20 protein-coding genes are annotated in these 22,247 nt (G+C 46.0%); 12 read left to right on the top strand and 8 right to left on the bottom strand.

The window, feature by feature from the left end; translation table 11 throughout:
- Window positions 1-131: 131 nt before the first annotated feature.
- On the top strand, window positions 132-476 hold the full coding sequence (locus IEW69_RS06145) for a DUF3024 domain-containing protein (RefSeq protein ID WP_188625950.1): 345 nt from the start codon (window positions 132-134) through the stop codon (window positions 474-476).
- 39 nt (window positions 477-515) lie between these two features.
- On the opposite strand, the gene IEW69_RS06150 is transcribed toward IEW69_RS06145, so the two are convergent.
- Window positions 516-2,060 (bottom strand): cryptochrome/photolyase family protein, encoded by a 1,545-nt coding sequence (locus IEW69_RS06150; RefSeq protein WP_188625951.1) that lies wholly within the window; start codon window positions 2,058-2,060, stop codon window positions 516-518.
- A 150-nt stretch (window positions 2,061-2,210) separates the two neighbouring features.
- On the opposite strand from IEW69_RS06150, the gene IEW69_RS06155 reads away from it, so the two are divergent.
- Window positions 2,211-2,651 (top strand): META domain-containing protein, encoded by a 441-nt coding sequence (locus IEW69_RS06155; RefSeq protein ID WP_188625952.1) that lies wholly within the window; start codon window positions 2,211-2,213, stop codon window positions 2,649-2,651.
- Window positions 2,652-2,743: 92 nt separating this feature from the next.
- Here the strand turns inward: IEW69_RS06155 and IEW69_RS06160 are convergent, their stop codons facing one another.
- A complete protein-coding gene (locus tag IEW69_RS06160; protein WP_188625953.1) occupies window positions 2,744-3,517 on the bottom strand; it encodes an Ig-like domain-containing protein in 774 nt (257 codons plus the stop codon).
- A gap of 252 nt (window positions 3,518-3,769) precedes the next feature.
- The gene (locus IEW69_RS06170) at window positions 3,770-4,252 is read right to left on the bottom strand and encodes a DinB family protein (RefSeq protein WP_188625955.1); all 483 of its coding nucleotides are present in this window, start codon (window positions 4,250-4,252) and stop codon (window positions 3,770-3,772) included.
- Window positions 4,253-4,402: 150 nt separating this feature from the next.
- Between IEW69_RS06170 and IEW69_RS06175 the strand changes: the two genes are divergently transcribed.
- From IEW69_RS06175 to IEW69_RS06185, 3 genes are all read left to right on the top strand, one after another.
- Complete coding sequence (locus tag IEW69_RS06175; protein WP_188625956.1) at window positions 4,403-5,818, top strand: MFS transporter; 1,416 nt, start codon at window positions 4,403-4,405, stop codon at window positions 5,816-5,818.
- A 104-nt stretch (window positions 5,819-5,922) separates the two neighbouring features.
- Window positions 5,923-11,970: an alpha-2-macroglobulin family protein gene (locus IEW69_RS06180; RefSeq protein WP_188625957.1), complete on the top strand. Its 6,048-nt coding sequence runs from the start codon at window positions 5,923-5,925 to the stop codon at window positions 11,968-11,970.
- 63 nt (window positions 11,971-12,033) lie between these two features.
- The gene (locus tag IEW69_RS06185) at window positions 12,034-12,375 is read left to right on the top strand and encodes a HopJ type III effector protein (protein ID WP_188625958.1); all 342 of its coding nucleotides are present in this window, start codon (window positions 12,034-12,036) and stop codon (window positions 12,373-12,375) included.
- Window positions 12,376-12,499: 124 nt separating this feature from the next.
- On the opposite strand, the gene IEW69_RS06190 is transcribed toward IEW69_RS06185, so the two are convergent.
- Window positions 12,500-13,237 carry a hypothetical protein gene (locus tag IEW69_RS06190; RefSeq protein WP_188625959.1) on the bottom strand — a complete coding sequence of 246 codons (738 nt, stop codon included), beginning with the start codon at window positions 13,235-13,237 and terminating at the stop codon, window positions 12,500-12,502.
- A 242-nt stretch (window positions 13,238-13,479) separates the two neighbouring features.
- Between IEW69_RS06190 and IEW69_RS06195 the strand changes: the two genes are divergently transcribed.
- Both IEW69_RS06195 and IEW69_RS06200 read left to right on the top strand, forming a co-directional pair.
- Window positions 13,480-14,118, top strand: coding sequence for a hypothetical protein (locus IEW69_RS06195; RefSeq protein ID WP_188625960.1), 639 nt, complete (start codon window positions 13,480-13,482; stop codon window positions 14,116-14,118).
- Window positions 14,119-14,126: 8 nt separating this feature from the next.
- On the top strand, window positions 14,127-14,825 hold the full coding sequence (locus tag IEW69_RS06200) for a Dph6-related ATP pyrophosphatase (RefSeq protein WP_188625961.1): 699 nt from the start codon (window positions 14,127-14,129) through the stop codon (window positions 14,823-14,825).
- Between the two features lie 143 nt (window positions 14,826-14,968).
- Here IEW69_RS06200 and efp read toward each other — a convergent pair whose 3' ends face one another.
- Window positions 14,969-15,529 carry an elongation factor P gene (gene efp / locus IEW69_RS06205; RefSeq protein WP_188625962.1) on the bottom strand — a complete coding sequence of 187 codons (561 nt, stop codon included), beginning with the start codon at window positions 15,527-15,529 and terminating at the stop codon, window positions 14,969-14,971.
- Window positions 15,530-15,744: 215 nt separating this feature from the next.
- Between efp and IEW69_RS06210 the strand changes: the two genes are divergently transcribed.
- From IEW69_RS06210 to IEW69_RS06230, 5 genes are all read left to right on the top strand, one after another.
- A complete protein-coding gene (locus tag IEW69_RS06210) occupies window positions 15,745-16,209 on the top strand; it encodes an SRPBCC family protein (RefSeq protein ID WP_188625963.1) in 465 nt (154 codons plus the stop codon).
- A complete protein-coding gene (locus IEW69_RS06215) occupies window positions 16,193-16,546 on the top strand; it encodes an iron chaperone (protein WP_188625964.1) in 354 nt (117 codons plus the stop codon). The genes IEW69_RS06210 and IEW69_RS06215 overlap by 17 nt, the downstream gene beginning before the upstream one ends.
- A 165-nt stretch (window positions 16,547-16,711) precedes the next feature.
- On the top strand, window positions 16,712-17,413 hold the full coding sequence (locus IEW69_RS06220; protein WP_229663536.1) for a class I SAM-dependent methyltransferase: 702 nt from the start codon (window positions 16,712-16,714) through the stop codon (window positions 17,411-17,413).
- 37 nt (window positions 17,414-17,450) lie between these two features.
- Window positions 17,451-17,741 (top strand): YciI family protein, encoded by a 291-nt coding sequence (locus tag IEW69_RS06225; RefSeq protein WP_188625966.1) that lies wholly within the window; start codon window positions 17,451-17,453, stop codon window positions 17,739-17,741.
- A gap of 21 nt (window positions 17,742-17,762) precedes the next feature.
- Entirely contained in the window at window positions 17,763-18,320 is a 558-nt protein-coding gene (locus IEW69_RS06230; protein ID WP_188625967.1) for a cyclodeaminase/cyclohydrolase family protein, read from the top strand.
- On the opposite strand, the gene IEW69_RS06235 is transcribed toward IEW69_RS06230, so the two are convergent.
- The 3 genes from IEW69_RS06235 to IEW69_RS06245 are packed head-to-tail and all read right to left on the bottom strand — an operon-like array spanning window position 18,317 to window position 22,022.
- Window positions 18,317-19,618, bottom strand: a complete 1,302-nt coding sequence (locus IEW69_RS06235) for a BamA/TamA family outer membrane protein (protein ID WP_229663537.1) — start codon at window positions 19,616-19,618, stop codon at window positions 18,317-18,319. The genes IEW69_RS06230 and IEW69_RS06235 overlap by 4 nt on opposite strands.
- Window positions 19,619-19,649: 31 nt before the next feature.
- The gene (locus IEW69_RS06240; RefSeq protein ID WP_229663538.1) at window positions 19,650-21,464 is read right to left on the bottom strand and encodes a mechanosensitive ion channel family protein; all 1,815 of its coding nucleotides are present in this window, start codon (window positions 21,462-21,464) and stop codon (window positions 19,650-19,652) included.
- 18 nt (window positions 21,465-21,482) lie between these two features.
- A complete protein-coding gene (locus tag IEW69_RS06245) occupies window positions 21,483-22,022 on the bottom strand; it encodes a DUF1003 domain-containing protein (protein WP_188625968.1) in 540 nt (179 codons plus the stop codon).
- Window positions 22,023-22,247: the final 225 nt, after the last annotated feature.

A 22,247-nucleotide genomic window follows, 5' to 3' on the forward strand; every position in this document is an offset into this window, starting at 1 on the left:
CCTTTAGTTTAATTTTAACAGTTGTTAACAAAGCCCAAATTAGCCAATATATCCTTAATACAAAATCAGCATGTAGGATTCGCATAAGGTATATCACGCTAATTGTGCTGGCATGCAGGCTAAAATCATATATGGAAAATACAACATTATCAATGCATGAAGTACTGCTGAAGAACTTCATCGAAGACATAAGGCCAGAAGATGAAGAGATTCGGAAGGAAGTAGATCTTGGTTATTCCTGGGACGGGCAGTGCGCTATCCTGTTTGAAATCAGACCCGCCTGGAATGATTCTGGTAAGGTGCTTGAACTCCCTTTCGCTAAACTACAGTATGTGAAGAGCAAAAGCAGTTGGAAGCTCTATTGGATGCGTGGTTCCGGGAAATGGGAAGCTTACCAGCCACTTCCATCCGATTCAAATCTTGAAGTGCTACTTGAAATCATCGGAAAGGATGAACTCGGTTGTTTCTTCGGATAGCAATACAATAATGCTTGAACCAACATTATAATTCCTCCACTAAAGTTCCTCAATATACTCCAGGCAGTAGTCTGCGCGAAGCAAAATGGCCTCACGATCCTGCGCCGTCATTCTATCCCAGAGCCTGTACACCATAGACAATCTGGGGTTATGCTGTAGCTTGGCCCGGTGCTGGTCATGGAAATTCCAGTACAAGCTGTTGAATGGACAAGCATCATCTCCGATTCGCTTGCTGCGGTCGTACTTACATTGCTCGCAGTAATTACTCTGCTTATGGATGTAGTTTGCACTTGCGGTGTATGGCTTCGATCCAGTGATGCCGCCATCAGCAAACTGGCTCATGCCCCTGGTATTCGTAATTTCCACCCATTCAATCGCATCAATGTATATGCCCAGATACCAGAAATCCACGTCATCGGGATCGATACCCGCCAACAAAGCGAAGTTGCCCGTGATCATCAACCGTTGGATATGGTGTGCATAGGCGTGTTGAAGCGACTGCCCGATGCTATGTTTCAAACAGTTCATCTTCGTCTTACCGGTCCAGTACCAGTCTGGAAGCTTCCTGCTGTGTTCAAAGTAGTTCGAATTTGCGAAATCCGGCATCTTCAACCAGTAGATACCCCGCATGTATTCGCGCCAGCCCAGGATCTGCCGGATAAAGCCTTCCAGTTGGTTGATCCCGATTTCACCCGCTGCACTCTGCCAGGCGGCGATTGCTGCTTGTACAACTTCCTTCGGGGAGAGCATCTTCGAGTTCATGGCAAAGGATAGCCGCGCATGATAGATGGACCATTCATCCGTATGCATTGCATCCTGGAAAGTGCCGAATAAAGGCAGACAGTGTGCTGTAAAATGCTGTAGTAGTTCCAGGGCTTGCTCCCGGCTGATGGGCCAGTAAAACTGTTCAGGATTGATGTTGCCGATTGTCTTTACGCCTGCCTGTACAAGCCGGTTGTACTGCGGTCGCACATTATTGTTAAACAGCAATGGCGGATAAGGCTTATGATTCTTCGGCAGTTTGCGCCGGTTTTCTTCATCGAAGTTCCACTTCCCACCCGCAGGTTCCTTGCCATTCAGCAGGATGCCGTGTTTCTTCCGCATCTCGCGATAGAAAGTTTCCATCAATAAACCTTTCTTACTTGCGAAGAACAAACCAAGCTCATCCCTGCTACTGAAAAAGTGCTCCGTATCATAAACCTGACTTGCAATGCCCAGCTGCTTGCTGTACGCCTTCAACATCTCATCTAACCTGTACTCGTCGGGTAACTGGTACTCGAACTTCTTAATCTGATGTTGCTGAATGAGGTTGCCGCAATTCGCCGCGATGCTTTGCTGGTTTGCCGGATCATCAAGTTTGAGGTAATGCACCGCATGTTCAAGCTGCTGTAAATTCGCCGCAAAAGCCTCCATAGCCGCAAAAAAGGCACAGGCTTTCTGAATATGATGCCATACATAGTCGGTCTCTGTTCGTATTTCCATCAGGACATACAGAATGGATGGATCCCGTTCCGCATACCAGGGATGCTGCAAATTGAGCTGATCACCCAATATCAATCTCAATGTTTTATACTTATTCTCCATGGACGCCAAGCAGTACTATTAACAGCATAGTTGCCCTGATGTTCTAAGAAAAGTAGCTTGGCACAGGAATAGCAGGGAGGAGCACAGCCGAATTGCTATATTCGCTGCATTACAGCTTTTCGCATTTAAATCAGCAATAAACAAATGAACATGAAGCACTTTAAATTATTAACCATCGCGGTATGTGCGCTAACGCTAAGCGCCTGCAGCATCTTCAAGAAATCAGAACTATCGACCGCCCAAACCTCGGTAATTACCGACCGTAAATGGAAGCTTGTGGAACTGTATGGTAAACCGATTGCCGATCAGGTGAATGGTAAAATGCCATTCCTGCAACTGCACACCAAAGATAGCCGGTATTCTGCAACTGGCGGCTGCAACGGTATCGGTGGGAACTTCAGCCTGGAAGGCAATGGAAGAATTAAGTTCTCTGCAGGTATGTCGACCAAAATGGCCTGCGATAACATGGAAGTTGAAAACGAATTGACCAAGGCGTTGATGACCGCTGATAACTATAGCCTGAGCGGTGAAGACCTGTCTTTGAATAAAGCCAGAATGGCTCCACTTGCGCGCTTTAAAGCCGTAAAGTAATCGTGTTAAAAACAACAACCCCGGATTGTCTATCCAGGGTTGTTGTTTTTATACATAAATCAAGTAATGCTGAAGGCTATCCGCTTGATTGCCTACTTGCTTTGGCTAAGGGTAACTGATCTGCCAGTTTCCACAAATGCCTGCTTCAAAGCCTTAAGCTTTTCTGTTGAACTTTTTGCTCCAGCAGTACGCATAATGGTGATTGAACTTGGGAAATACACGGCAACGAAGCCCAATTCCTCCAGATAACCCACACCAACGGTTGTTTTCAAATCTTCGAAGAAGAATATGCCATCAGATTCGCCAGCGAATGGATATCGCTCTGCAAAGAATCTTCCCGACTCTTCTACAACAGCTTCAGTTGGTGAAAGTAATAGGAGGGAAGATTCCAATCCGGAAGGTTGAAAACTGTAAATTACATTCAGCAACTTCGCGTTCTCACCTTTATAAAGGAGCCCATTACTGCTTTGCTCCAGTAAGGCACGCTTTTCCCTGCTTTTTACAGCCGCCATTGTGATGCCAAACTCGGCAACGGGCTCTATGCAAAGTTCACTGTAAGGAACAACGGTAACTTCCGAGCTGATTGTAGATCCGTTTACCACGGCCTCTATGGTGGTGTTACCAATTTTTCTTGCGGTAAACAATCCGGCGGCATTGATCGTGCCGACGCTTAGATCGCTTGAACTCCAGGTGGCTTTAGCAGCCTCGACGCTTGAGCTACCTTCATTAAGTTTAAATTGATGCGTCTGATCATAGTTCAAAGAGACTTTGTCCTGATCAAGGGTTGTACTTGGTTTGTCGTCTTTTTTGCTACAGGAAATGATGAGTAGTACCGGGACGAGGAGCGTTAATAGCTGTTTTTTCATGTTGATTGTCTTTTTACGTTAAGGACCTTTTATAATAAGGTTGCAAGATAATAGAATATCCGACGCCTGACTGCCCGCTTCAAAAATGATACAACTGACAATAAGTGTTAGGTAATAGCCCGAAATACCTGTGGATTTTTTCACGGGAGAAAACCATCCCAGAGAATATAAAGCAGGATTATCTGAAACAAGCACGGTCATTGGGCGACAATGTAGATGAACTGGTTTGCACCGAGCAGGGGAAACCTTAACCTACTTTGCCGGCGGCCAGGCTTGCAGCAGTCGCCGGATCACCACAATCTCGGCAACATGGTATGCAGTATGGTCGGCGAGCTGTAGGGCTTCACGCAAAAGGGTTTGTCCATCGCCATGCGGAAAAGGAGTATAAAGATCCCCCGCTCTTAAAAGCTGAATAAATGCTTCCAAATCAGCTGCAAAAGCCTGTACACTTTCTTCAAATGCCGCATTGTCCTTAGGTGCGACTTCTTTAGGCCAGTAGTCATCCGGCCAGTTTAAAGCTTGATAGGAGGGATTCCGGCAGAAGTCGAGCATATCTGCTTGTGCAATCCGGATGTGTTCCACTAATTGCCAGATGCTATAGGGTAGGTTTTCCGGTACTTTAGCCAGCAACGCTTCATCCAGACCAGCAGTTGCATCTTCAAATCCGACATGTGCAGTGCCACCCCGTAGTAGTTTTTCAAGCTCAGCAACGAGCAACTGATTGTTGTTATCCATAGCCATTGTTTTAGATAGTCAACAAACGATCAGCTGTTTAGTTGAAAATAGCGACAATATGTTTAAGGCATATTTCCCTGATCTTGTCGCCGTTCAAACCAACGCGGCTGTTTGTAGGTTTAAATGATGTCCAATCTTTAATAAAGCAACATGAATACAACTGCTTCCTTGCAAACACCCGAGGTTACTAAAAAATTGTTACCCATCATTCTGGCTACATCCATCTTCATGCAGATGCTGGATTCAACAATTCTGAACACTTCGTTGCCGGCTATTGCAAAGGATCTTAAGGAGTCACCCTTGAACATGCAGAATGCGATCATCAGTTATGTGCTTACCCTGGCAGTCTTCATGCCCGTGAGTGGCTTTCTTTCAGATAAGTTCGGCACTAAAAAGGTCTTTATCTTTTCACTGATTCTATTTAGTGCCGGTTCGCTGTTTTGTTCCCTGTCGCAGAACCTGACCGAACTCGTGGTCGCCCGAATGATTCAAGGGTTAGGCGGCAGCTTGATGACGCCCGTGGGTAAGCTTGCCTTGATCCGGACCTTCCAAAAGCATGAGCTGCTAAAAGCGATGAACTTCGCCATCATTCCGGCGCTGATTGGCCCTGTGCTCGGCCCGCTTGTTGGCGGTTACATGGTCGATTACCTGTCCTGGCACTGGATCTTTCTGATTAATATACCCATAGGTGCGCTGGGCATCGTGTTAAGCCTGAAGTACATGCCCGACTATAAGTCGCCTATTATCGATTTCGACCTGAAGGGATTTCTCATATTTGCTGCGGCCTCTTTGCTGCTTTCCATCGCTTTAGAGCTCTTCGGCAATACCGTACATGTTACCCCGGTATTGCTGGTGTTGTTGTTAGGCTTCTTAATGCTGTACTATTACTACCGCCATGCTTCACGGGATGATAACCCAATTTTCCCATTGGACCTCTTCAAAGTCCGTACGTTTAGGGTGGGTATCCTTGGTAATCTCGCGACCAGACTGGGCATCAGCGCCATTCCGCTTTTGCTGCCCATGATGATTCAGATTGCTTACGGACGCTCTGCTGTTACATCAGGTTGGATTGTGGCACCAATGGCGATTACAGCCATGTTTGGCAAGTCGGCCGTGATCGGGATCTTAGACCGCTTTGGTTACCGTGCCACGCTGATGACAAATACCTTCATCATCGGCTTCCTGATCTGTAGTATGGCTATTCCTGCGGTTAGTGCTTCAATTTACTGGTACATGCCGATTATCGCTTTGCTGGGTTTCTTCAACTCCATTCAGTTTACCGCTATGAATACCATTTCCATCGCTGACCTCCGTCAGTACCAGACCAGCAGTGGAAACTCCCTGGTATCCGTTAATCAGCAGCTAGCGCTCGGTTTTGGGGTTGCTTTTGGTTTATTGGTATTGAAGTTCTTCCAGGGGGATGTCAAGTTGATTCACGACGAGATTCATAATGCCTTTAGGTACACGTTTTTAGTTGTTGGTAGCTTGACGATTTTGTCAGGTGCAATCTTCAGGCGCTTGCATTTCAAAGATGGGGATAACATGAAGTCAGAAGAGGGGCATTAGTTTCCATTCAGCGCATAACCTTAACAGCACCTTTATGTTCCTGCAACAAGACCATACATTTTCCTGAGAATAATTTGTTAAACTTGAGTGTTTAACGTTCCTTCATGAGAAAATTAAGTTCCACGATGCAGGGTTATCTGCTTTGCCTGCTACTTTTATTTATATGCAGCCCTGCAAGTTCCCAAACCCATGATCCGGCTGCCCGCCTCCAGTTGTTTGAAACACTTGAAGCTAACCTGCGGAATAACAGGGCCCTTCAATCCACTGCTCAACAACTAAACGAATTGAAAGTCCAAGCTATAGCAGCTCAGGACGACATCTCCCATGCCAGGAGCCGCTATGATCTTTTGATAATACGTGACAAGCAAACAGAAGATAGCCTGTATTTCCAAAACAGTGCTTTCATGGATACCCTTATTGATAGCCGAAGTACATCACCTACACTGAAGGTGCTGATGTACCTCCTTCGGGCACACCGCTTGGCCGCGTTTGAAGTGCGTCCCCAACGGTTCAATACTGCGGCTTATAGAAGTTCAAAGTTGAAGGTGGACTATGCAGCATTATCATACAAACAACGTAATGAAATGATTGATGGTGATTATGCTTCAGCACTCAAAATCAATGCAGTAAAAGGGAACCCAAGTGCATTATCCTGGTTGCCTATAGATCCCGAGTGCTTGACCCTTAATGAAAGTCTGGAAGACATCGTTCGAGCAGCCCAAATTGTATGGTTCAGCCAGCGGTACAATGATCCTCCATCTATACAGTCGCGCAAAAACAAAATGCTGCAGCTATCATCGCCTGCATTCCGAAAAAAACTCGATAGCTTAAGCATGAAAGTAGACCAGCAGAACCCTAGTGCTTTGCTGGCTTACCGGAACTGGATACATGAGACGCAGCGTAATCCTGAAAAGAGCACGTTTGTTGAAGCACTAGCACGCCAGTATATGTACAGCACCACAACCAACGACAGTATACAAAGTGAAGCATACGTTAGGTATCTCCAGAACAGCAGTACATCAAAATACCAGTCGGTAAAATTACATGCCATCTACCAGCTTTGCCTGCTCTGGAATGAACAGGGAAATGGGTATGCTGAACATCCTCAGTTCCAGTTCCACCGTAAAAAAGCACTCGATTTATATGAGCAGAACGCAGAAGCGTTTAAAAACCATCCTGTTTACGATCAGCCACTTGCCGACATGGCCAGGCAAATACGTGCAGCCGGAATACAGGTGGTCCTGGAAGATAAGCAATTGCCAGATCAGCAGATTCCAATAAAGGTAAAATATAAGAATACCGCCGTCTTGTATTATCGGATTATCCGGATTACTGCTGCTGAAGGTGTAGATAAGTTAAACGAGAAGTTTGATCCGGCATGGCTGACCGCAAGACCGGTTGCGCAGGGAAGCTTCGACTTATCGCTCCCGGACGATCACCAACTTCATGATGCAAAGCTGAACCTTCCTAAACTGCCGATAGGTTCGTATCGACTGCTTTTTGCAAAGCATGTCCTCGGCGAGGATACCACCAGCCTAAATGGATTAACGTTTCAAGTGACCTCCATTGCGGCCATAAATGATGATAAAAAGATCTTCATCTTAAATCGCAGTACCGGTGTACCATTAGCAGGTGCCAGGGTTCAGTACCTGCAGCAGCTGGGCAGTAAGAAGCAACCTGCCGTATTCAGGGTGAAAAAAGACGGCCATGTGGATTTGCCAGAGCAACCCGCAGGAAGTTTACTCATCAGCAAGCCTGGAGACACTTTGCGGTATACCATCTACGATAGCGGCTATCGTACCGCTCGGATGGGGCAAGATCAGGATGATGCGGATGACTTGTTAGATTTCTATTCAGACCAGCTCAGAATGGAAATATTCACGGATCGAAGCATTTACAGGCCTGGACAAATTGTTCATTATAAGCTTATCCTGATGACCAGAAATCCGAAAACTCAACAACCAATGCTGCTGAACAAAGAAAATCTTGGCTCAGCCACCTTCGCACGATGGATGAAAGCATTTGTGAAAAATGGAGATAACAAGATTAAACTTACGGACCCGTTTGGTAAGGTCATCGACTCCGCGATCATCACGATCAATAATTTTTCAAGTTTTGCAGGATCATTTATAATCTCAAAACAAGCGGCACTGGGTTCCTGGTATGTTCGGCCTGCTACAAACTACACGGCGAGCAATGCTGGTGGCTTCAGGGTTGAAGAATACAAGCGTCCAACGGTTGAGCTTAGCATGGAAAAGCAGCAAGAGATGCGCTACCCAGGACAGCGGATCGACGTGAATTTGAAAGTGCGGGCATTTAGCGGCGCAACGCTGAACAATACACCAATTTCGTATACCATCACACGTAACTTTTATCATCCATGGGATCAGCATCGGGGAAGGCTGTACACGGAAATTCCTGCGATGCATAAACTTGCCGATACGACCCTTTATACGGATGCAAAAGGCAACGTGTCATTCTCGATAGATGATGCAGCATTGCGCAAATACGATATCAAAGACGATCAGAGATACCAAATCCGCTATAGCATCATCGCAAAAGCTGTTGATGCTACGGGAGAAAGCACAGTACTGGAGGCATCCATCGATGTTTCTTCACGTCCCGTGGATATCGCTGTTGATGTCGAGGAGACCTACGACCGGCAGAACCTATCAGATCTACCGCTGGAGACAACAAACATCTTTGAAGGGTTGTTATCTCGACCAGTACATGTGCAACTTTTCCGTAATGGCGCTACTTCAACAGATACAAGTCTTGTCAAAACACTGGTTTTGGATACCGTTGTGTATACAGGAAAAGGAGGGAAGATACATTTGTCGAAAGACAAAGTTAGCACTGGCTATTTTCATCTGGTCCTTACTTCGATGGAAGGTGGTAGAACATTGGGCTTTACGGAATACAACTTCAGCGTTTTTGATAGCAAGTCCATTGCAGTACCTGAAGCAGATGTTAACTACATCGCAGCAAGTACGGTAAAGCCGGGAGAGGAGATCACCTGGTACAGTTCCGGGAAAAAGGACAATTATACCATCTACAAGGTGATGTACAACGACGGCTCGGATGGGCGAAAAGTCATCAGCATCTACATGACCAAGGCGGAGCAAGCAGGGTTAAGAACCTGGACTTTCCGGGTTCCAAAAAAGATTGTGGGTAAGCTTCTGCTTCAAAGAATCAGCGTCAGCGACAATGAGATCAAACGGTTTGAAAAAGAGCTCTTAATTGAGCGCAAGGAAATCGCAGAAGAACCTGCTGTTGTCGTGGAAAATTATCGAAGCATTTTGGCGCCTGGAGCAAAGGCATCGGCAAAGGTTTCTCTGAAAACTAAAGACGCCAAAGTAGCGTCGGAACTACTGACAACCGTTTACGATGCTACATTGGATCAGCTGAACAAGCACCGTTGGCATTTGCCGACTATGGATGCGCCACAGGTCTATCTTGCAAATCCCTGGAGTTATACGATCACGAATGAACGTTTGAAGGGCGATGTTCCAGCGAATCAGCCATGGATCTACCCTAAAAAGTACGCTACAGCGGATTTAACCCCTTTGCTGATGGGCCGGGCAATGGATCTCGAAACATATCAGAAGATGTCCTTAAACGAGGTAGTCGTAGTGGGTTATGCCCAGCGTAGTCAGCGTATTCAACTTCGGGGTAATACCTCCCTGGCCGGAAATAAGCAAGCATTAATTATTGTGGACGGTAAAGTCTTCGTTGGGGACATGGACAGTCTGGATCCAGCTCGCATTCGGGATATGGTCATTTTAAAAGACCAAGAAGCTGTTGCAATTTACGGTAGCAAGGCTGCTCATGGTGCTATTGTGATCAGTACATCGGGCAAAATCGTTTTGCCTGGCATGGAAGACGTTCCAGTTAAGATCAGGAAGAACTTCAACGAAACGGCGTTCTTCCATCCGCAGCTTCAGGCAGATCGCGATGGGTATTTTAGTTTCAGTTATACCATGCCCGAAAGTGCTACAACCTGGAACTGGAAGATGCTTGCCCATACCGCAAAGGGTACATTCTCCTACCTGGAGCGAACCATACAAACGCAGCTGAATTTAATGGTTCAACCAAACGTACCAAGGTTCCTCTACCAGGGCGATCAACTACAGATTCAAAGCAGAATCAGCAACCTTGATACACTGGCGATTTCTGGTACGGCAAAGCTGAAGATTGAGGACGCGGTGACGGGAGCGGATTTGACTTCGATCATTACGGCTGAAAGTAATTTTGCATTCAGCCTGCAAGGCAAAACATCTACTGCCGTCACCTATGCCCTTCGTATTCCGGCAAAGCAGACCAACCCACTCAAGGTGATTGTAACCGCAACAAGTGGTTCCGTGGCAGATGCAGAAGAGCATATTTTACCCATACTTTCTACACGCATATTTCTACAGCAGCAACAGCCTATAAAGAATGCCGGACAAACAGCTGCAGGTATCGCTGCACCAAAACTACCTGCTGATGCTGAACTGCAAGGCTTAAGTGTTTCCATCAATCAAAAACCTACCGCCTCCCTACTGTATGCGCTACCGTCGCTCGCTAACGGTCGTTCAGAAACGGCAGAACAGATCTTTGATAAAATCTATGCCCATATTGTTGCTATGAATTTGCTGCAGCGGGACACGACCTTGCGTTCAGCTTTTATGAAATCTAAAGATTCGGCTGAGCAGGCTGAGGACTCAACGCATGTCTTACTAAAGGAAATTACAGCAGACCTTATGCCACGGCTGGGCTTAAACACCCATGTTGCAACCCAACAGCGTGCCTTGTCTGCATTGTTAGACTCGGTAACTGCACGCCAGAAGGTTGGCCAGCAGTTGGAAAAACTCTATAAACTTCAACAATCCGGTGGTGGTATGGCCTGGTTTGATGGGGGTCGACCGAATGCGGATGTCAGTGCATATGTACTCGCGGGTTTTGGCCGGTTACAACCACATTTCGGATGGATGAATCTCGCTAGTGATCCATCGTTTGATACCTTTTTACAAAAACTGCTGGCGGATCAACGTGAACTGGCAACAACAGGTAAAACAGGTTTCATGAACCTGAAATCCTTGTATGCGGTATCTTACTGGTTGAAAACGTACCCCTTGACGGCTGCCAACCAGGAAGCAGCAGCGCTGCAATTGGAAAAGGCCTGGTCGGCCGCGAATACGCTGAGTCTGGAACAACAAGCCCTGCTAATTATAAACACATTCCGGTATGTAGGGCCTAAGCATCGTCTGTATGCAAAAGCCTACGAACAACTTGAAAACATCCGGCAGTTGGCTATTGAGGATGAGCAGAATGGCCTGCGCTGGAAAGCGATCGCCGATGGGGAAAATATGGACCGCTCTGCGGAAGAAACCTTAGCGCTGGTTGCTGAAGCTTTTGAGGAAAGTGGAAAGTATGATGGCCTGGATGCAAAGCTAGTTAAGTGGTTGCTGACCACCAGATCTGTCGAAAGCTGGCAGACGATGGCTGGTACTGCTGCAGCGATCGGACTATTGCAAAAACAGAAGATTGACCTTCAGGAGGGTACAAAATCCATGGTCGTAAATGTTGATGACCATGTGCTAGTGGTCTCTGATGATCTGCTTAAAGGTAAGCCGATGGACTACATTTCCCTAAAGGAGATTCCCAAAAACATTAAAGTGTCTGCGACAGGTACAGGAACAGCAGGTGATTTAACCTGGTATTACTTTGCGAACCCGGATCGGCAGGAACACCTCAACAAAGCACTCAAAATCGAAAAAGCACTCTATGTTTCTCGCGCCGGAGAAGGTTTGCAAAAAATAACACCGACGACTGTGTTGAAGGCAGGGGAGCGGGTGCAAGTAAGGCTTAAAGTAGAAACTGCTACCAATCTTAAGTTCGTACACATAAAAGACGGACGCGCAGCAGCCTTTGAGCCTCAGCAGGTCAAGAGCGGCTATCAATATACCGAAAAAGTCGGTTTTTATCAGGTGACCAGAGATACCGGTGCGGAGTTTTTTGTTGAAATGCTACCCCGGGGTATTACTGAATTCACGTATGATTTAGTTGTTGCGCAGGGTGGAACTTTCCATAACGGACCTGCAACTGTGCAATCTATGCACAAGCCAGGATTATCGGCTTACAGCGACGTGTCTCAAATAAAAGCTAAATAACAGCCGTTAAGACAATAAACCAGCGGCACAAATTTATATTTGCAAGTACTTACAACAAGAAAAATGGAAGCACAAATTATCGAGCTACTTACTAAACTAAAAACAGCAAGTATCCAGTTTACCGATGTGATCGCGTTTATAGAATCACATTACCAGCATACACCCACCGCATTCAGGAACGGAGCAGTTTACAACGAAGCAACACAAAACCAGGGCAGTGCAAAGGTCTTCAGCTTCGCAAAACTCAACGGGCTAGAGCAAGCAGACACCCTACTCTTGTTTGCAGAACATTACAAAGCGGTAACCGAAAACCCTGAAGGTACAGATCACCAGAACATCAGGCAGTTCATGCTCCATGGCTGGGCAGGCATCACCTTTGAAGGTGAAGCGCTGGTCCGGATATAAAGAGGCGAAGCACTGGTAAGGATATAAAAAGGCGAAGCAATAGTGTGGCTATAAACTAGCTAGCTTCTCAGGTAAAAAAAGGAATTCAGTTGAAGCATCTTGCATCTGCTCAACTGAATATTATTTACAAAGTCAAACTGAGCTTAACCTGAAAGTTCGTTGCTTTCATTTTCTCCTTGCCAAAGGTGTAGCTGCCATTTTCCAGGGCCTGGTATCTGTTCTTAACGCTTCCGGAGACAACATCTAGTGCGATGCCTATCGCTTTTCTACGAAGCGTGAGCCCGAAATTTGTCTGCACGCCAAACCCAATCCGGTTCTTTACGCTTTCTGAATCGTAGTTATCGTCGTTTTCACCCGATAAATCATCGGTGAATGAAAAGTTGCGGGTATCATTACCTTCTTGATCCATCTCATAGTAGCTGACGTCGAAAAACCGGAAGGTGGGTGCCAGCTGTATACGTGCATCTACCACGACTTTCTCAATGAGGTTAAATGATACAACCGGGCCGATCTTCGTGGATGCTGCAACAGCGAGTGCTTCGCCGCCTGTTCCATAAGGCTGCCCATTTGCTGCACCATAGGCATCCCATTGGTCCAGTTCGTTGTAATTCAGGGAAAAGTAGGTCCAGTCAATTCCATAGTTTAGGGGTGCAATCAAGCTTCGATCCTGAAAATAGAAAATCCTGCCCATCTCCAGGACATAGCCTTGTGCAGCACCAAAATTCCCATCCAGGACATTTTGCTTTGGGCTTAGGTTAAATTCTAGATCACCTCCCAAAGCGTTTAGGCCAAGGCGTAAGTACCCGGAGCGAAATACAGAACGTGATTGCGCATGAACGCCGGCAATCATAAAGAAAGTCATGACAAGTAGAAGATAGCTTTTTTCATGTTCGTTAGTTTAGATAAAGAATTTAGGTTGTTGGTTCATTGATAAACTTCATCATTAATCATCAATTCAGAAATCACTACTTGTAGCGGTTTTTATTAGGATTAAGCCGTTTTGTTGTGGATACCTTGTTGCAGGCTGGACCGAAATTTGCAATAATGAAAATGATAACTTGCGCCCGCTTTTCAGGTTACAAGCAGCAATTAAACTACGAACCCATGAAATTTAACTTTGTCTTTTCCATCCTTTTTCTTGCAAGTTGTATTTGCGTTTCTTGCGGCTCCAATTCAAAAGATGCCGTAAATACCGGAAGCAGACAATCAACAGACAGCTCGAGCGTATCCGGGATTCCTTCTCCTGCGGTGACTGTACCTGCAGATTCACTCATTGTAGCTGGACGTTCCATTGGCGATCTAGAACTCGACACAGATGCAGCAGGAATAATGAACAAGTATGGTCGGCCGGACGCAGGAGATGCAGCTATGGGGAAAGCCGTGTCAACCTGGTTTGAAGGGCATGATACTGCAGGATATTCACTATCTATTTTTACATCGAAAGATGTAGGTAACAGTGAGACCGCCTTGATCAAGCAGGTTCGCGTTACCGCGCCCAGCTATAAAACCGAGCAGGGCATTGGAACTTCTGTTCTGCTTTCCCAATTAAAAAAGAATTTCAATCTGCAACAGCAAAAAGGATATAAATTGAACCAGCAAGAAGTAGAGGTTTATGCCGACTCAGCTGGGATAGCGTTTGAAATTGACAAACAGGGGAGATGTATCGGCATCGTCGTGTATCCCGCAGGATCGCTTCATCCAGATACCTACGCCAGGTTTCTTCCAGGCATGCAAATTAAATAGCAGCATCGTTGGACAAGCTTAAAACTTTCTTCAATTGGAGTACAGGTAAAGATTCGGCTATGGCTTTGTATCTTTTGCTACAAGACCCCATGTACAGTGTTGACATGCTGGTCACTACTGTAAATCATCACCATGATCGTGTAACTATGCACGGCCTACGACGGGAATTGCTAATGATGCAAGTAAAAGCATTGAATATTCCGGCCGTGACGATTGAATTACCTGAACAACCGGACATGGCTACATACGAATCTGCAACCGGCGCAGCGCTAAACGCATTGAAAGCTCAACATTTTGATCGTGCGGCTTTTGGCGACATATTCCTGGAGGATTTAAGGGCTTATAGAGAACAGCAGATGGCTGGATATGGCTTCAAGACGATATTCCCTCTATGGCAAAAAGACTCCAAGTTACTATTACAGGAGTTTATAAGCCGGGGATTTCAGGCTATTGTGGTCTGCGTAGATGCGAACAAGCTTGATGCCTCCTTCGCGGGCAGATTGATTGACGAAAGTTTTATCGCAGATCTTCCTGAAGGTGTTGACCCATGTGGAGAAAACGGAGAGTATCACACCTTTTGCTTTGATGGTCCAATTTTTAAGACGCCGATTCCATTCAGGATTGGGGAACGGATATACAGGGCGTATGATGCACCTGGAGACGCAGGAAAAGCAGAATTCTGGTTTTGTGATATACTAGCGCCATAGCTCACCGGGGAACAAAAAAGCCTATACCAGGAGTCGACAAGCCATTACCTAGGTGTTTAGCCCTGTTAACCCCTTGTCGCCCCCCTGTATAGGCCCTGTGAACACCTTGTTTACTTCGATATTGTTGCGAAGCCAATTGCTGTTTATTTCACACGTTCCACATACTCGCCAGTACGGGTGTCTACTTTAATTCTGTCGCCTTGGTTCACGAACAAAGGAACTTTAAGTTCTACGCCGTTTTCAGTAGTTGCGGTCTTTAGTGCGCCTGAGGAGGTATCACCTTTTACAGCTGGCTCAGAATAGGTAATCTCAAGCTCAACAAAGTTGGGTGCCTGCGCCATAATTGGTTCTTCACCTTCCAGAGAAACCAAAACATCCATGCCTTCTTTGATGAATCTTGCCGACTGTCCAAACAAAGCTTTTGAAACGCTAAATTGTTCAAAAGTGTTGTTGTCCATTACTACGAAATAATCACCTTCCTCATATAAGTATTGGTAGTCGTTGGTCTCTACGCGACAAATCTCTACTTGCTCGTCTGTGTTTAAACGTGCTTCAACGATACGTGATGTTTTTATATTACGAAATTTACCTAAGTAGAATGCTCCACCTTTCCCTGGTGTACGGTGTATAAATTCCACAACCGTTACCAGCTCCCCGTTGAACCGTAATATATTTCCTACTTTGATTTCAGATGCCTTAGCCATATTGATTTAAAATTTGTGCCCAAATATAGATGCTTATTTGAATTAATACGTGCAGCGGCAATATATTGTTGTTGTTCTAGACTGGAATATGAACCGATTTCTTGTCATAAGACAAGTGCATAAGTGGTATGATGCATTAGTTTTGAATATCGGGAATGATGCACATGGCCGCCGCGTAATCATATGGCCTAATCACTTAAATTTAATCTTGAATCATGGAAAGACTTGAATTTACAACTGAAATCAATGCACCGGTAGAAAAGGTGTTCAACACCATGCTGGCACCGGAGACCTATAAACAATGGACGGCAGTGTTCTCGCCAACGTCAGCCTATGAAGGCGAATGGGCGCAGGATGCAAAAATCATGTTCACCATGTTAGATAACGATGGCAAACGTGGGGGGATGGTCGGAATTGTTGAGCAGTATGTACCAAACAAGGTTGTGTCCGTCCGGTTTATTGGTGTACTGGATGGTGACAACGAAATCACAGAAGGTGATGCCATTCAGTCCTTTGTGGGGAATTATGAGAACTATTACTTTGAAAGCATCAATCACGGCACAAGCGTCCGCGTTGAGGTGGATGTAGATGCGGAATACCGCAGTTATATGCTGGAGACCTATCCACGGAGCTTAACAATCCTGAAGCAAATCGCCGAAGCTGATGAAAACTTACGATAGTATTTCCGCCTATATTGAAGCTTGCCCGGCTGAACATCGAACGCTGCTCGAACAACTTCGCGCCATTATTCAAAAGAATGTACCTACTGCCCAAGAGACGATCAGCTATGGCATTCCAACTTTCAAACTTCGCGGAAATCTTATCCATTTTGGCTTAGCGAAAAAGCATATAGGACTGTATCCAGGCGCTGCCGCAGTTGAAGCTTTCAAGGAAGCGCTTGGAGCATACAAGACAAGCAAAGGTGCCATTCAGTTGCCGCTAGAAGAGGAGCTGCCAATAGGTCTAATCGAAGACATCCTGCGCTTCAGCGTTGCAGCGCAAACAAAGTCGGCATAGAGGCAACTGCATAACCTTACCAGTATTTCATTAGCTTTTGCGCAGATATGGATCTTGCATGCTATTAATGTTTCGTATTTAAGTGTTTAACCTGCTGCAGCTTAAATTTATTTCCGATCTTCAGGTATGGCTACACGGAGAATAACGTTTTTGCTGCCCTTACTGTTGAGTTTAACTTTTTCCGCTTGCGGACAGCAGTCGAACGATGGCACCTATTCATACAAATCACCATCAAGGGACGGTATAGGAAAGGTCTACATGGACCGGGAAATTGCCAGTGTCATGAGCTTTGATGGGGTGGACTGGCTGGAGCGAAACAGCCGCACCACAGAAGAAAACACCAATCTTGCAATCAAAAAACTTCCCATAACCAAGAACAGTGTTGTTGCTGACGTAGGTGCCGGCTCGGGCTTTTATGCATTCAGGATTGCGAAACGTGTTCCGGAAGGCAAGGTTTATGCGGTAGAAATTCAAGACGACGCCATAAAATATCTGGTGGAAAAAAGTAAATCCTTGAACTTGAACAACGTTCAGGTGCTAAAGGGCAGCATCAAAAGCACGGGTTTGCCGGACAGCAGCATAGATCTTCTGATTATGGTGGATGTTTACCATGAGCTGGAATTCCCTATGGAATACCTGCAGTCCATCAAGCGGGCGCTAAAACCGACAGGAAAACTCTTGTTGCTTGAATATAAGGCAGAGGATCCGGCGGTAGAAATTAAGGCGGCACATAAGATGAGCGTTAAACAGGTGCAGCGTGAACTTTCTGCTAATGGCTTCCGTATGGTTCAGCAAGGTAGCTTTCTACCACTCCAGCACTTTTTAGTTTTTGAAAAGCAGGAATCAGCAAACATTAAACGTAAGTAGGGGTTTTTAGCTAATATTGCATAATCGCCAAATTTCTATGAAACAATACCTTATTACCGGCTACGACCATACAGATACTGAAGCATTGGAACGCCGAATGGGCGTGCGTGAGCTGCACCTCGAACGTGTTCGTAAACTTAAACAAAGCGGAAATCACATTCTTGGCGGCGCGATATTGAATGATCAGGGAATGATGATTGGTTCAATGATGGTCATGCAGTTTGAGACGGAAGAAGCATTAAACGAGTGGTTGGAGCACGAAGTTTACATCACCGCAAAAGTTTGGGACCGGGTAGACATACGCCCGTTTCGTGTAGCCGAGTTATAGTTCGCAACAACCGGATCAGCTATGCATGTTCTTGAGCTTACCCTTAAGCAGTTTCTGAGTAAAACGAATCAGGAGCGACCGGAAATTACCGGTGGCTGTGTGTTAATGACGAATGCCAGCCTTACTGCTGCAATGATCCTGATGGGCTTGCGCATCAGCCTGAAGAAATCAGGCGCAACTGCCGACAGACGTTTTCTGAGGGCCAAAATTAAAGCACTTTCTTCCATCCAGATACATTTGGCAGACGCTGCAGAGGCAGACCTACTGGCCTTTGATGAATATCGCAGCATATTGAAATCCAAGGCTAAAAGTCGGCCGCAGAAACTTGAAGCTGCGTTGGAGCAGGCGACAGATTCGCTGCTGTCGATCTGCAAGGTCTTGAACCAGGCAATATTTCACACAAATGAAAGCAAGTCTTACACACATGTATCGGTGCTAAGCGATATCATCGCTGGCAAGCTAATCTTGGAGGCGGTGTTCAATGCCCTGATCGCACTAGCAGAAGGAAATATGAATGCTATGCCGGAGCAAGCGAAAGCAAAGTATGATCGCTGGAAGGATCGCCTGCAAGCGGTTTAGAACGCTTCGTTGAGCCCCAGAAATAAGCCACTTCTGCCGAACTTACCAAAGGCATAATCAATGCACAAGTTAGTGCGCGTCGCCTTATTAAACAATACACGGAGCCCTGCACCCCCTCCCGGTTGCCATTTATCAAAGAGTTTCGTGCCTCGTTCATCATTCGCCGTTTGGATGTTGAAAAAAGTAACCCCTGCTAAGAACTTGTTTCTGGTTATTGGAAAACGGTACTCCACTTCAGAATTGAAGTAATTAGTGCCTTTGAAGTACGCGATGGTGTAACCACGGCCACTTCTTGCACCTACATCTTTCCCAGGGCCAGGTAGCTCCAGGTAAGGTAAGTCGCCACTCACCAGGTAAGAGCCCCAGTTCCAAAAAGCGAGTACATGGTCTGGATTGCGCTTCGAAAGGCTCCAATATTTACGGAAATCTGTGGTAAACTGTACCGCATTCTTCGAACTGCCCATCCAGCTTTGATTTAACCTAAAGCCGGCATCTGCATAAATGCCCTTATACGCCCGGTTCTGGTTATCCCGGGTGGTGTACTGGATATTAAACAACAAGCCATTGGCGCTATATCCGCTTCTCTTGAAGCCATGCTCATCCATGTAAATGTTGTAAGGGGTAAGCTCAGTGTTTGAATTCCGATCTTCCACGTTACGCCTGATGTCAAAGGACACCCCCGCACCAAAGAATAGATTTTCCCGAACCTGTTTATACACCTTCTCTCGAAAGTTATAGAATTCTGCGTGCAATACATACGGTGTCCGGTCGGGGTTTTTTAAGGCTTCATCTTCAGCACTCGCGTATGAGCCATGTCCAATGCCCAGACCAAAGTCGGGCGTAACGGTTTTAGCAGCGACAAGGCTACCCTGTAGATTCCATTTGTTTCCGGGGGTAAACACGTTGTGACTTAGATAGACATATAGAATACCCTTTGTGGTAATAGAGGCAGAGGTTGCAGCCACCGACATCAAGGTGTTGGGATCTCTGCCAAGTACACGTCCCGCGACGGCTTTAATGCCGATTTGGGCACCGATGCTAGGATTGTAAGCAACGTTCGGCATCAGCGTGATTCCAGACTTCTTCTTGTATGGGTTAACAGGCTTGTTGGGCGTGAAAATACTCCTGATTGCATCCGCAACATCATACTGCTTGTAAGTGGAGTCTGCGGGTTTAATGGCTTTGACACCGCCTTTGCCCAATGAATCCGATTTAAGACTGTCCACAGTGTTCTCCGTCTGGCTAAAGACCATTAAAGGTAGCACCATTAGGAGCGTGCAAAGGAGTATATTCTTCAAGGTAACAGTTGTTTAAGGTTAAATGGTTAAACTAATCTTTCGGCTCCATATTCGAGCCTGCTGCGGGATACTTCAGGGTATCCTTTAGTTCCATGATTTTCTCCGGACTGAAGTTTGGAATCTGAAGATCACCAGCTTCCCGCCATGCTTTCACGGTGTCTTCCGCCGCTTTCGTTTTCTCGGGAGACACACCGGTATCTTTCGCAAAGTAAAGCGTTTGAGAAGGGAAGGCAAAGCCACTGCCGGAAGCCTCTACAACCTCCATAAAGCGCAGATACAAATCTTCCTGAACCTCAAGGAACTCGTCATTGCTGATGGTTTTAATGTATGAAAATACCTCAAGCTTCAATGCATCCGGGGAAAAGCCGACGAAGCGAATCCTGGGTCCCGAATCTACCTTAGGATGCGCAAACAAGATCTTGCGAAGCTCTACCAGGAGAAAACGTAATTGTTCAGGCGTCGTTTCATACCTCAGGCCCAACACAGGATTAAACAGGAATTTATCACGCGGGGCGAAGTTCTCAATTTTAGTGGAAGAAAGTTCACCATTTGGTATGCTAACGATCGTCCGATTTAGTGTTCTGATCTTAGTGGTGCGCATGCCGATCTGTTCAACGGTACCTAATACACTACCTGCTAAGCAGAAATCGCCCACACGAACTGGATGGTCCGCGATTAAGGTCACGCTACCCACAAAGTTTTCTACGGTTTTCTGGGTACCCAGCGCGATAGCGATACCGCCGATACCAAGTGCTGTTAGCCAGGTGGTAACATCCCAGCCGAAGGTATCCAGAATGATGATACTGCCGAATACCACAAGGGCAACTTTCGCAGCGCGTCTTAGAAAAAGTAATGCCGATACACCCGACTGGTTGCCGTGGTGCAGCATACGTTTTTCTACCAGCCGCGTAATGAAATCCAGCAATTGCCAAAGCAATAAAAGAAAGGCGACTACACCGACGATGACGGTAAGATCATTAAGGCGCTGACGTACGATGATGGATATGCCCGCTGCACGGCTACTCACCACGAAGATCCAAACCGCAAGGTATAGGCGAAAGGGGAGGACAAAAGACTGGATGATACCGGCGGTTGCCTCTGTTCTGGCTTTCCGCCAAACTAAGGGGATCAGGTAAACCAGCAATCTGATGATTAAACCTGCGAGTACGTAAGCAACGACGATGATGAGTACCATAGCCAACCAATGTGCGACAGGAACACCGCCCCATTCGGTTTCTTCTAGGAAGCCTGGGGATACCTGTTCTACGATGGTAGGGTTTTGGACTATGGCAGTGTCTATTGGAACACGCTGAATTGTTTGGGAAGAGAAGAGCCAGATCGGAGCGCCAGCAGTATCTGTGATGCTTTCAAGAATAAGATCGAAGCTCTCACCGTTGACGGTGGCGGCGCCTACACGATCCTGATTAGGGCCAAGATTATCGTCCGGCAATCCGGCGGGGCTATCACTAATCCATGAATATGGATAGATTTTACCCTGATCAAGTATAAGCTGCAATGCCCTTGCAACCTTTACACTGTCGGGGGTTTTCTTCAGTTTGGTGTCTAAATTTAAGTACTTGGCTGCGGTTTTATATTCTTCCCTTGCCGCTGCTTTAATGAAGCCTTCAACGGTACCTCTGGGAAATCGCCTGCCCAATGAATCCGGGGCGTAAACAACAGGTGCCGCTGCCGAAGCGGTATCCTTACTCAATAGCTCTGCTTGTGCAGCTGCCTCCGATTGCGAAAATGCCAGAAAAGCCAGTGGAACTAGAAGCTTAAAAAAGAACATCAAAGGCTTGAATGGTTGTTTTGTGACTTGTTTAGACGGTACGCTTGTTACACTCATTTTATTCAGTTATGCTTATTATTTTACTTGATCTTTATTTTTCTGATCCATGGTTGCCATCACATTTTCCGGCCGGATATCTTGTGCAAGTTCTTCCAGCTCGGGATGATATGCATCTTCAATTTCCATTTTCTTGGCTATTGCTCTGACAAGGGTGATCAGGTGTGTAACCTCATGTTCGGAAAGTAATCCGACCTGCAGATGCAGATCCGCCCGCTTATCGGCCTGCAGATTCGCCCGGTTCTGACTGATCAACACGAATGTAGAGAGGAAGATCGCTTCTACTGAAGCAAACATGGCCAACACCACAAAAGACTCATCAAAAGGTGGGAGTCCGAGCAAGCCTAAATTCCAGATGATCCAAATGCCGAAGAGGCAAAGATGGATGTAAACGAAGGCCATGCTGCCTGCAAAACCCGTAATGACGTCGGCTATGTTATCCTGTGTAGATTTTTTACGCTCCTCCTGCTTTCGCTGTTCAAGCAGCGAAGCAATATTGCGCTCTACAATTTCAGCCATATGCGGCTGACTAGACGATTGTTCGACGGAGTTTGCCATAATATTAACTATAATAATATGTCTAACGTTGAAAATGTTTTAAGGCATACCGATAGCGCCTTAAAGTCGCGTTTTTATATTATTGATGCGCCAGTTTTGTCTTGGGTATTAAAGGGCTGACCTGGGGTTTAAAGCTATACTGATATTAATTTTAGCATGGCTGCATAACATAATTGTTAAGCTTTGACATTAAGTTTGGAATGATGGCTTAAAGTTTAATAACTT

It is taken from the genome of Pedobacter quisquiliarum (genome assembly GCF_014642175.1).
GTDB lineage: Bacteria > Bacteroidota > Bacteroidia > Sphingobacteriales > Sphingobacteriaceae > Pedobacter > Pedobacter quisquiliarum.

Excerpts from the sequence above, each read along its gene's own strand:
- IEW69_RS06185 (WP_188625958.1), top strand. The coding sequence starts at position 12,034 with ATGGAAGCACAAATTATCGAGCTACTTACTAAACTAAAAACAGCAAGT.
- IEW69_RS06160 (WP_188625953.1), bottom strand. The coding sequence starts at position 3,517 with ATGAAAAAACAGCTATTAACGCTCCTCGTCCCGGTACTACTCATCATT.
- IEW69_RS06225 (WP_188625966.1), top strand. The coding sequence starts at position 17,451 with ATGAAACAATACCTTATTACCGGCTACGACCATACAGATACTGAAGCA.
- IEW69_RS06230 (WP_188625967.1), top strand. The coding sequence starts at position 17,763 with ATGCATGTTCTTGAGCTTACCCTTAAGCAGTTTCTGAGTAAAACGAAT.
- IEW69_RS06175 (WP_188625956.1), top strand. The coding sequence starts at position 4,403 with ATGAATACAACTGCTTCCTTGCAAACACCCGAGGTTACTAAAAAATTG.
- IEW69_RS06150 (WP_188625951.1), bottom strand. The coding sequence starts at position 2,060 with ATGGAGAATAAGTATAAAACATTGAGATTGATATTGGGTGATCAGCTC.
- IEW69_RS06145 (WP_188625950.1), top strand. The coding sequence starts at position 132 with ATGGAAAATACAACATTATCAATGCATGAAGTACTGCTGAAGAACTTC.
- IEW69_RS06215 (WP_188625964.1), top strand. The coding sequence starts at position 16,193 with ATGAAAACTTACGATAGTATTTCCGCCTATATTGAAGCTTGCCCGGCT.
- IEW69_RS06170 (WP_188625955.1), bottom strand. The coding sequence starts at position 4,252 with ATGGATAACAACAATCAGTTGCTCGTTGCTGAGCTTGAAAAACTACTA.
- efp (WP_188625962.1), bottom strand. The coding sequence starts at position 15,529 with ATGGCTAAGGCATCTGAAATCAAAGTAGGAAATATATTACGGTTCAAC.
- IEW69_RS06190 (WP_188625959.1), bottom strand. The coding sequence starts at position 13,237 with ATGACTTTCTTTATGATTGCCGGCGTTCATGCGCAATCACGTTCTGTA.
- IEW69_RS06240 (WP_229663538.1), bottom strand. The coding sequence starts at position 21,464 with ATGAGTGTAACAAGCGTACCGTCTAAACAAGTCACAAAACAACCATTC.
- IEW69_RS06180 (WP_188625957.1), top strand. The coding sequence starts at position 5,923 with ATGAGAAAATTAAGTTCCACGATGCAGGGTTATCTGCTTTGCCTGCTA.
- IEW69_RS06195 (WP_188625960.1), top strand. The coding sequence starts at position 13,480 with ATGAAATTTAACTTTGTCTTTTCCATCCTTTTTCTTGCAAGTTGTATT.
- IEW69_RS06245 (WP_188625968.1), bottom strand. The coding sequence starts at position 22,022 with ATGGCAAACTCCGTCGAACAATCGTCTAGTCAGCCGCATATGGCTGAA.
- IEW69_RS06155 (WP_188625952.1), top strand. The coding sequence starts at position 2,211 with ATGAAGCACTTTAAATTATTAACCATCGCGGTATGTGCGCTAACGCTA.
- IEW69_RS06210 (WP_188625963.1), top strand. The coding sequence starts at position 15,745 with ATGGAAAGACTTGAATTTACAACTGAAATCAATGCACCGGTAGAAAAG.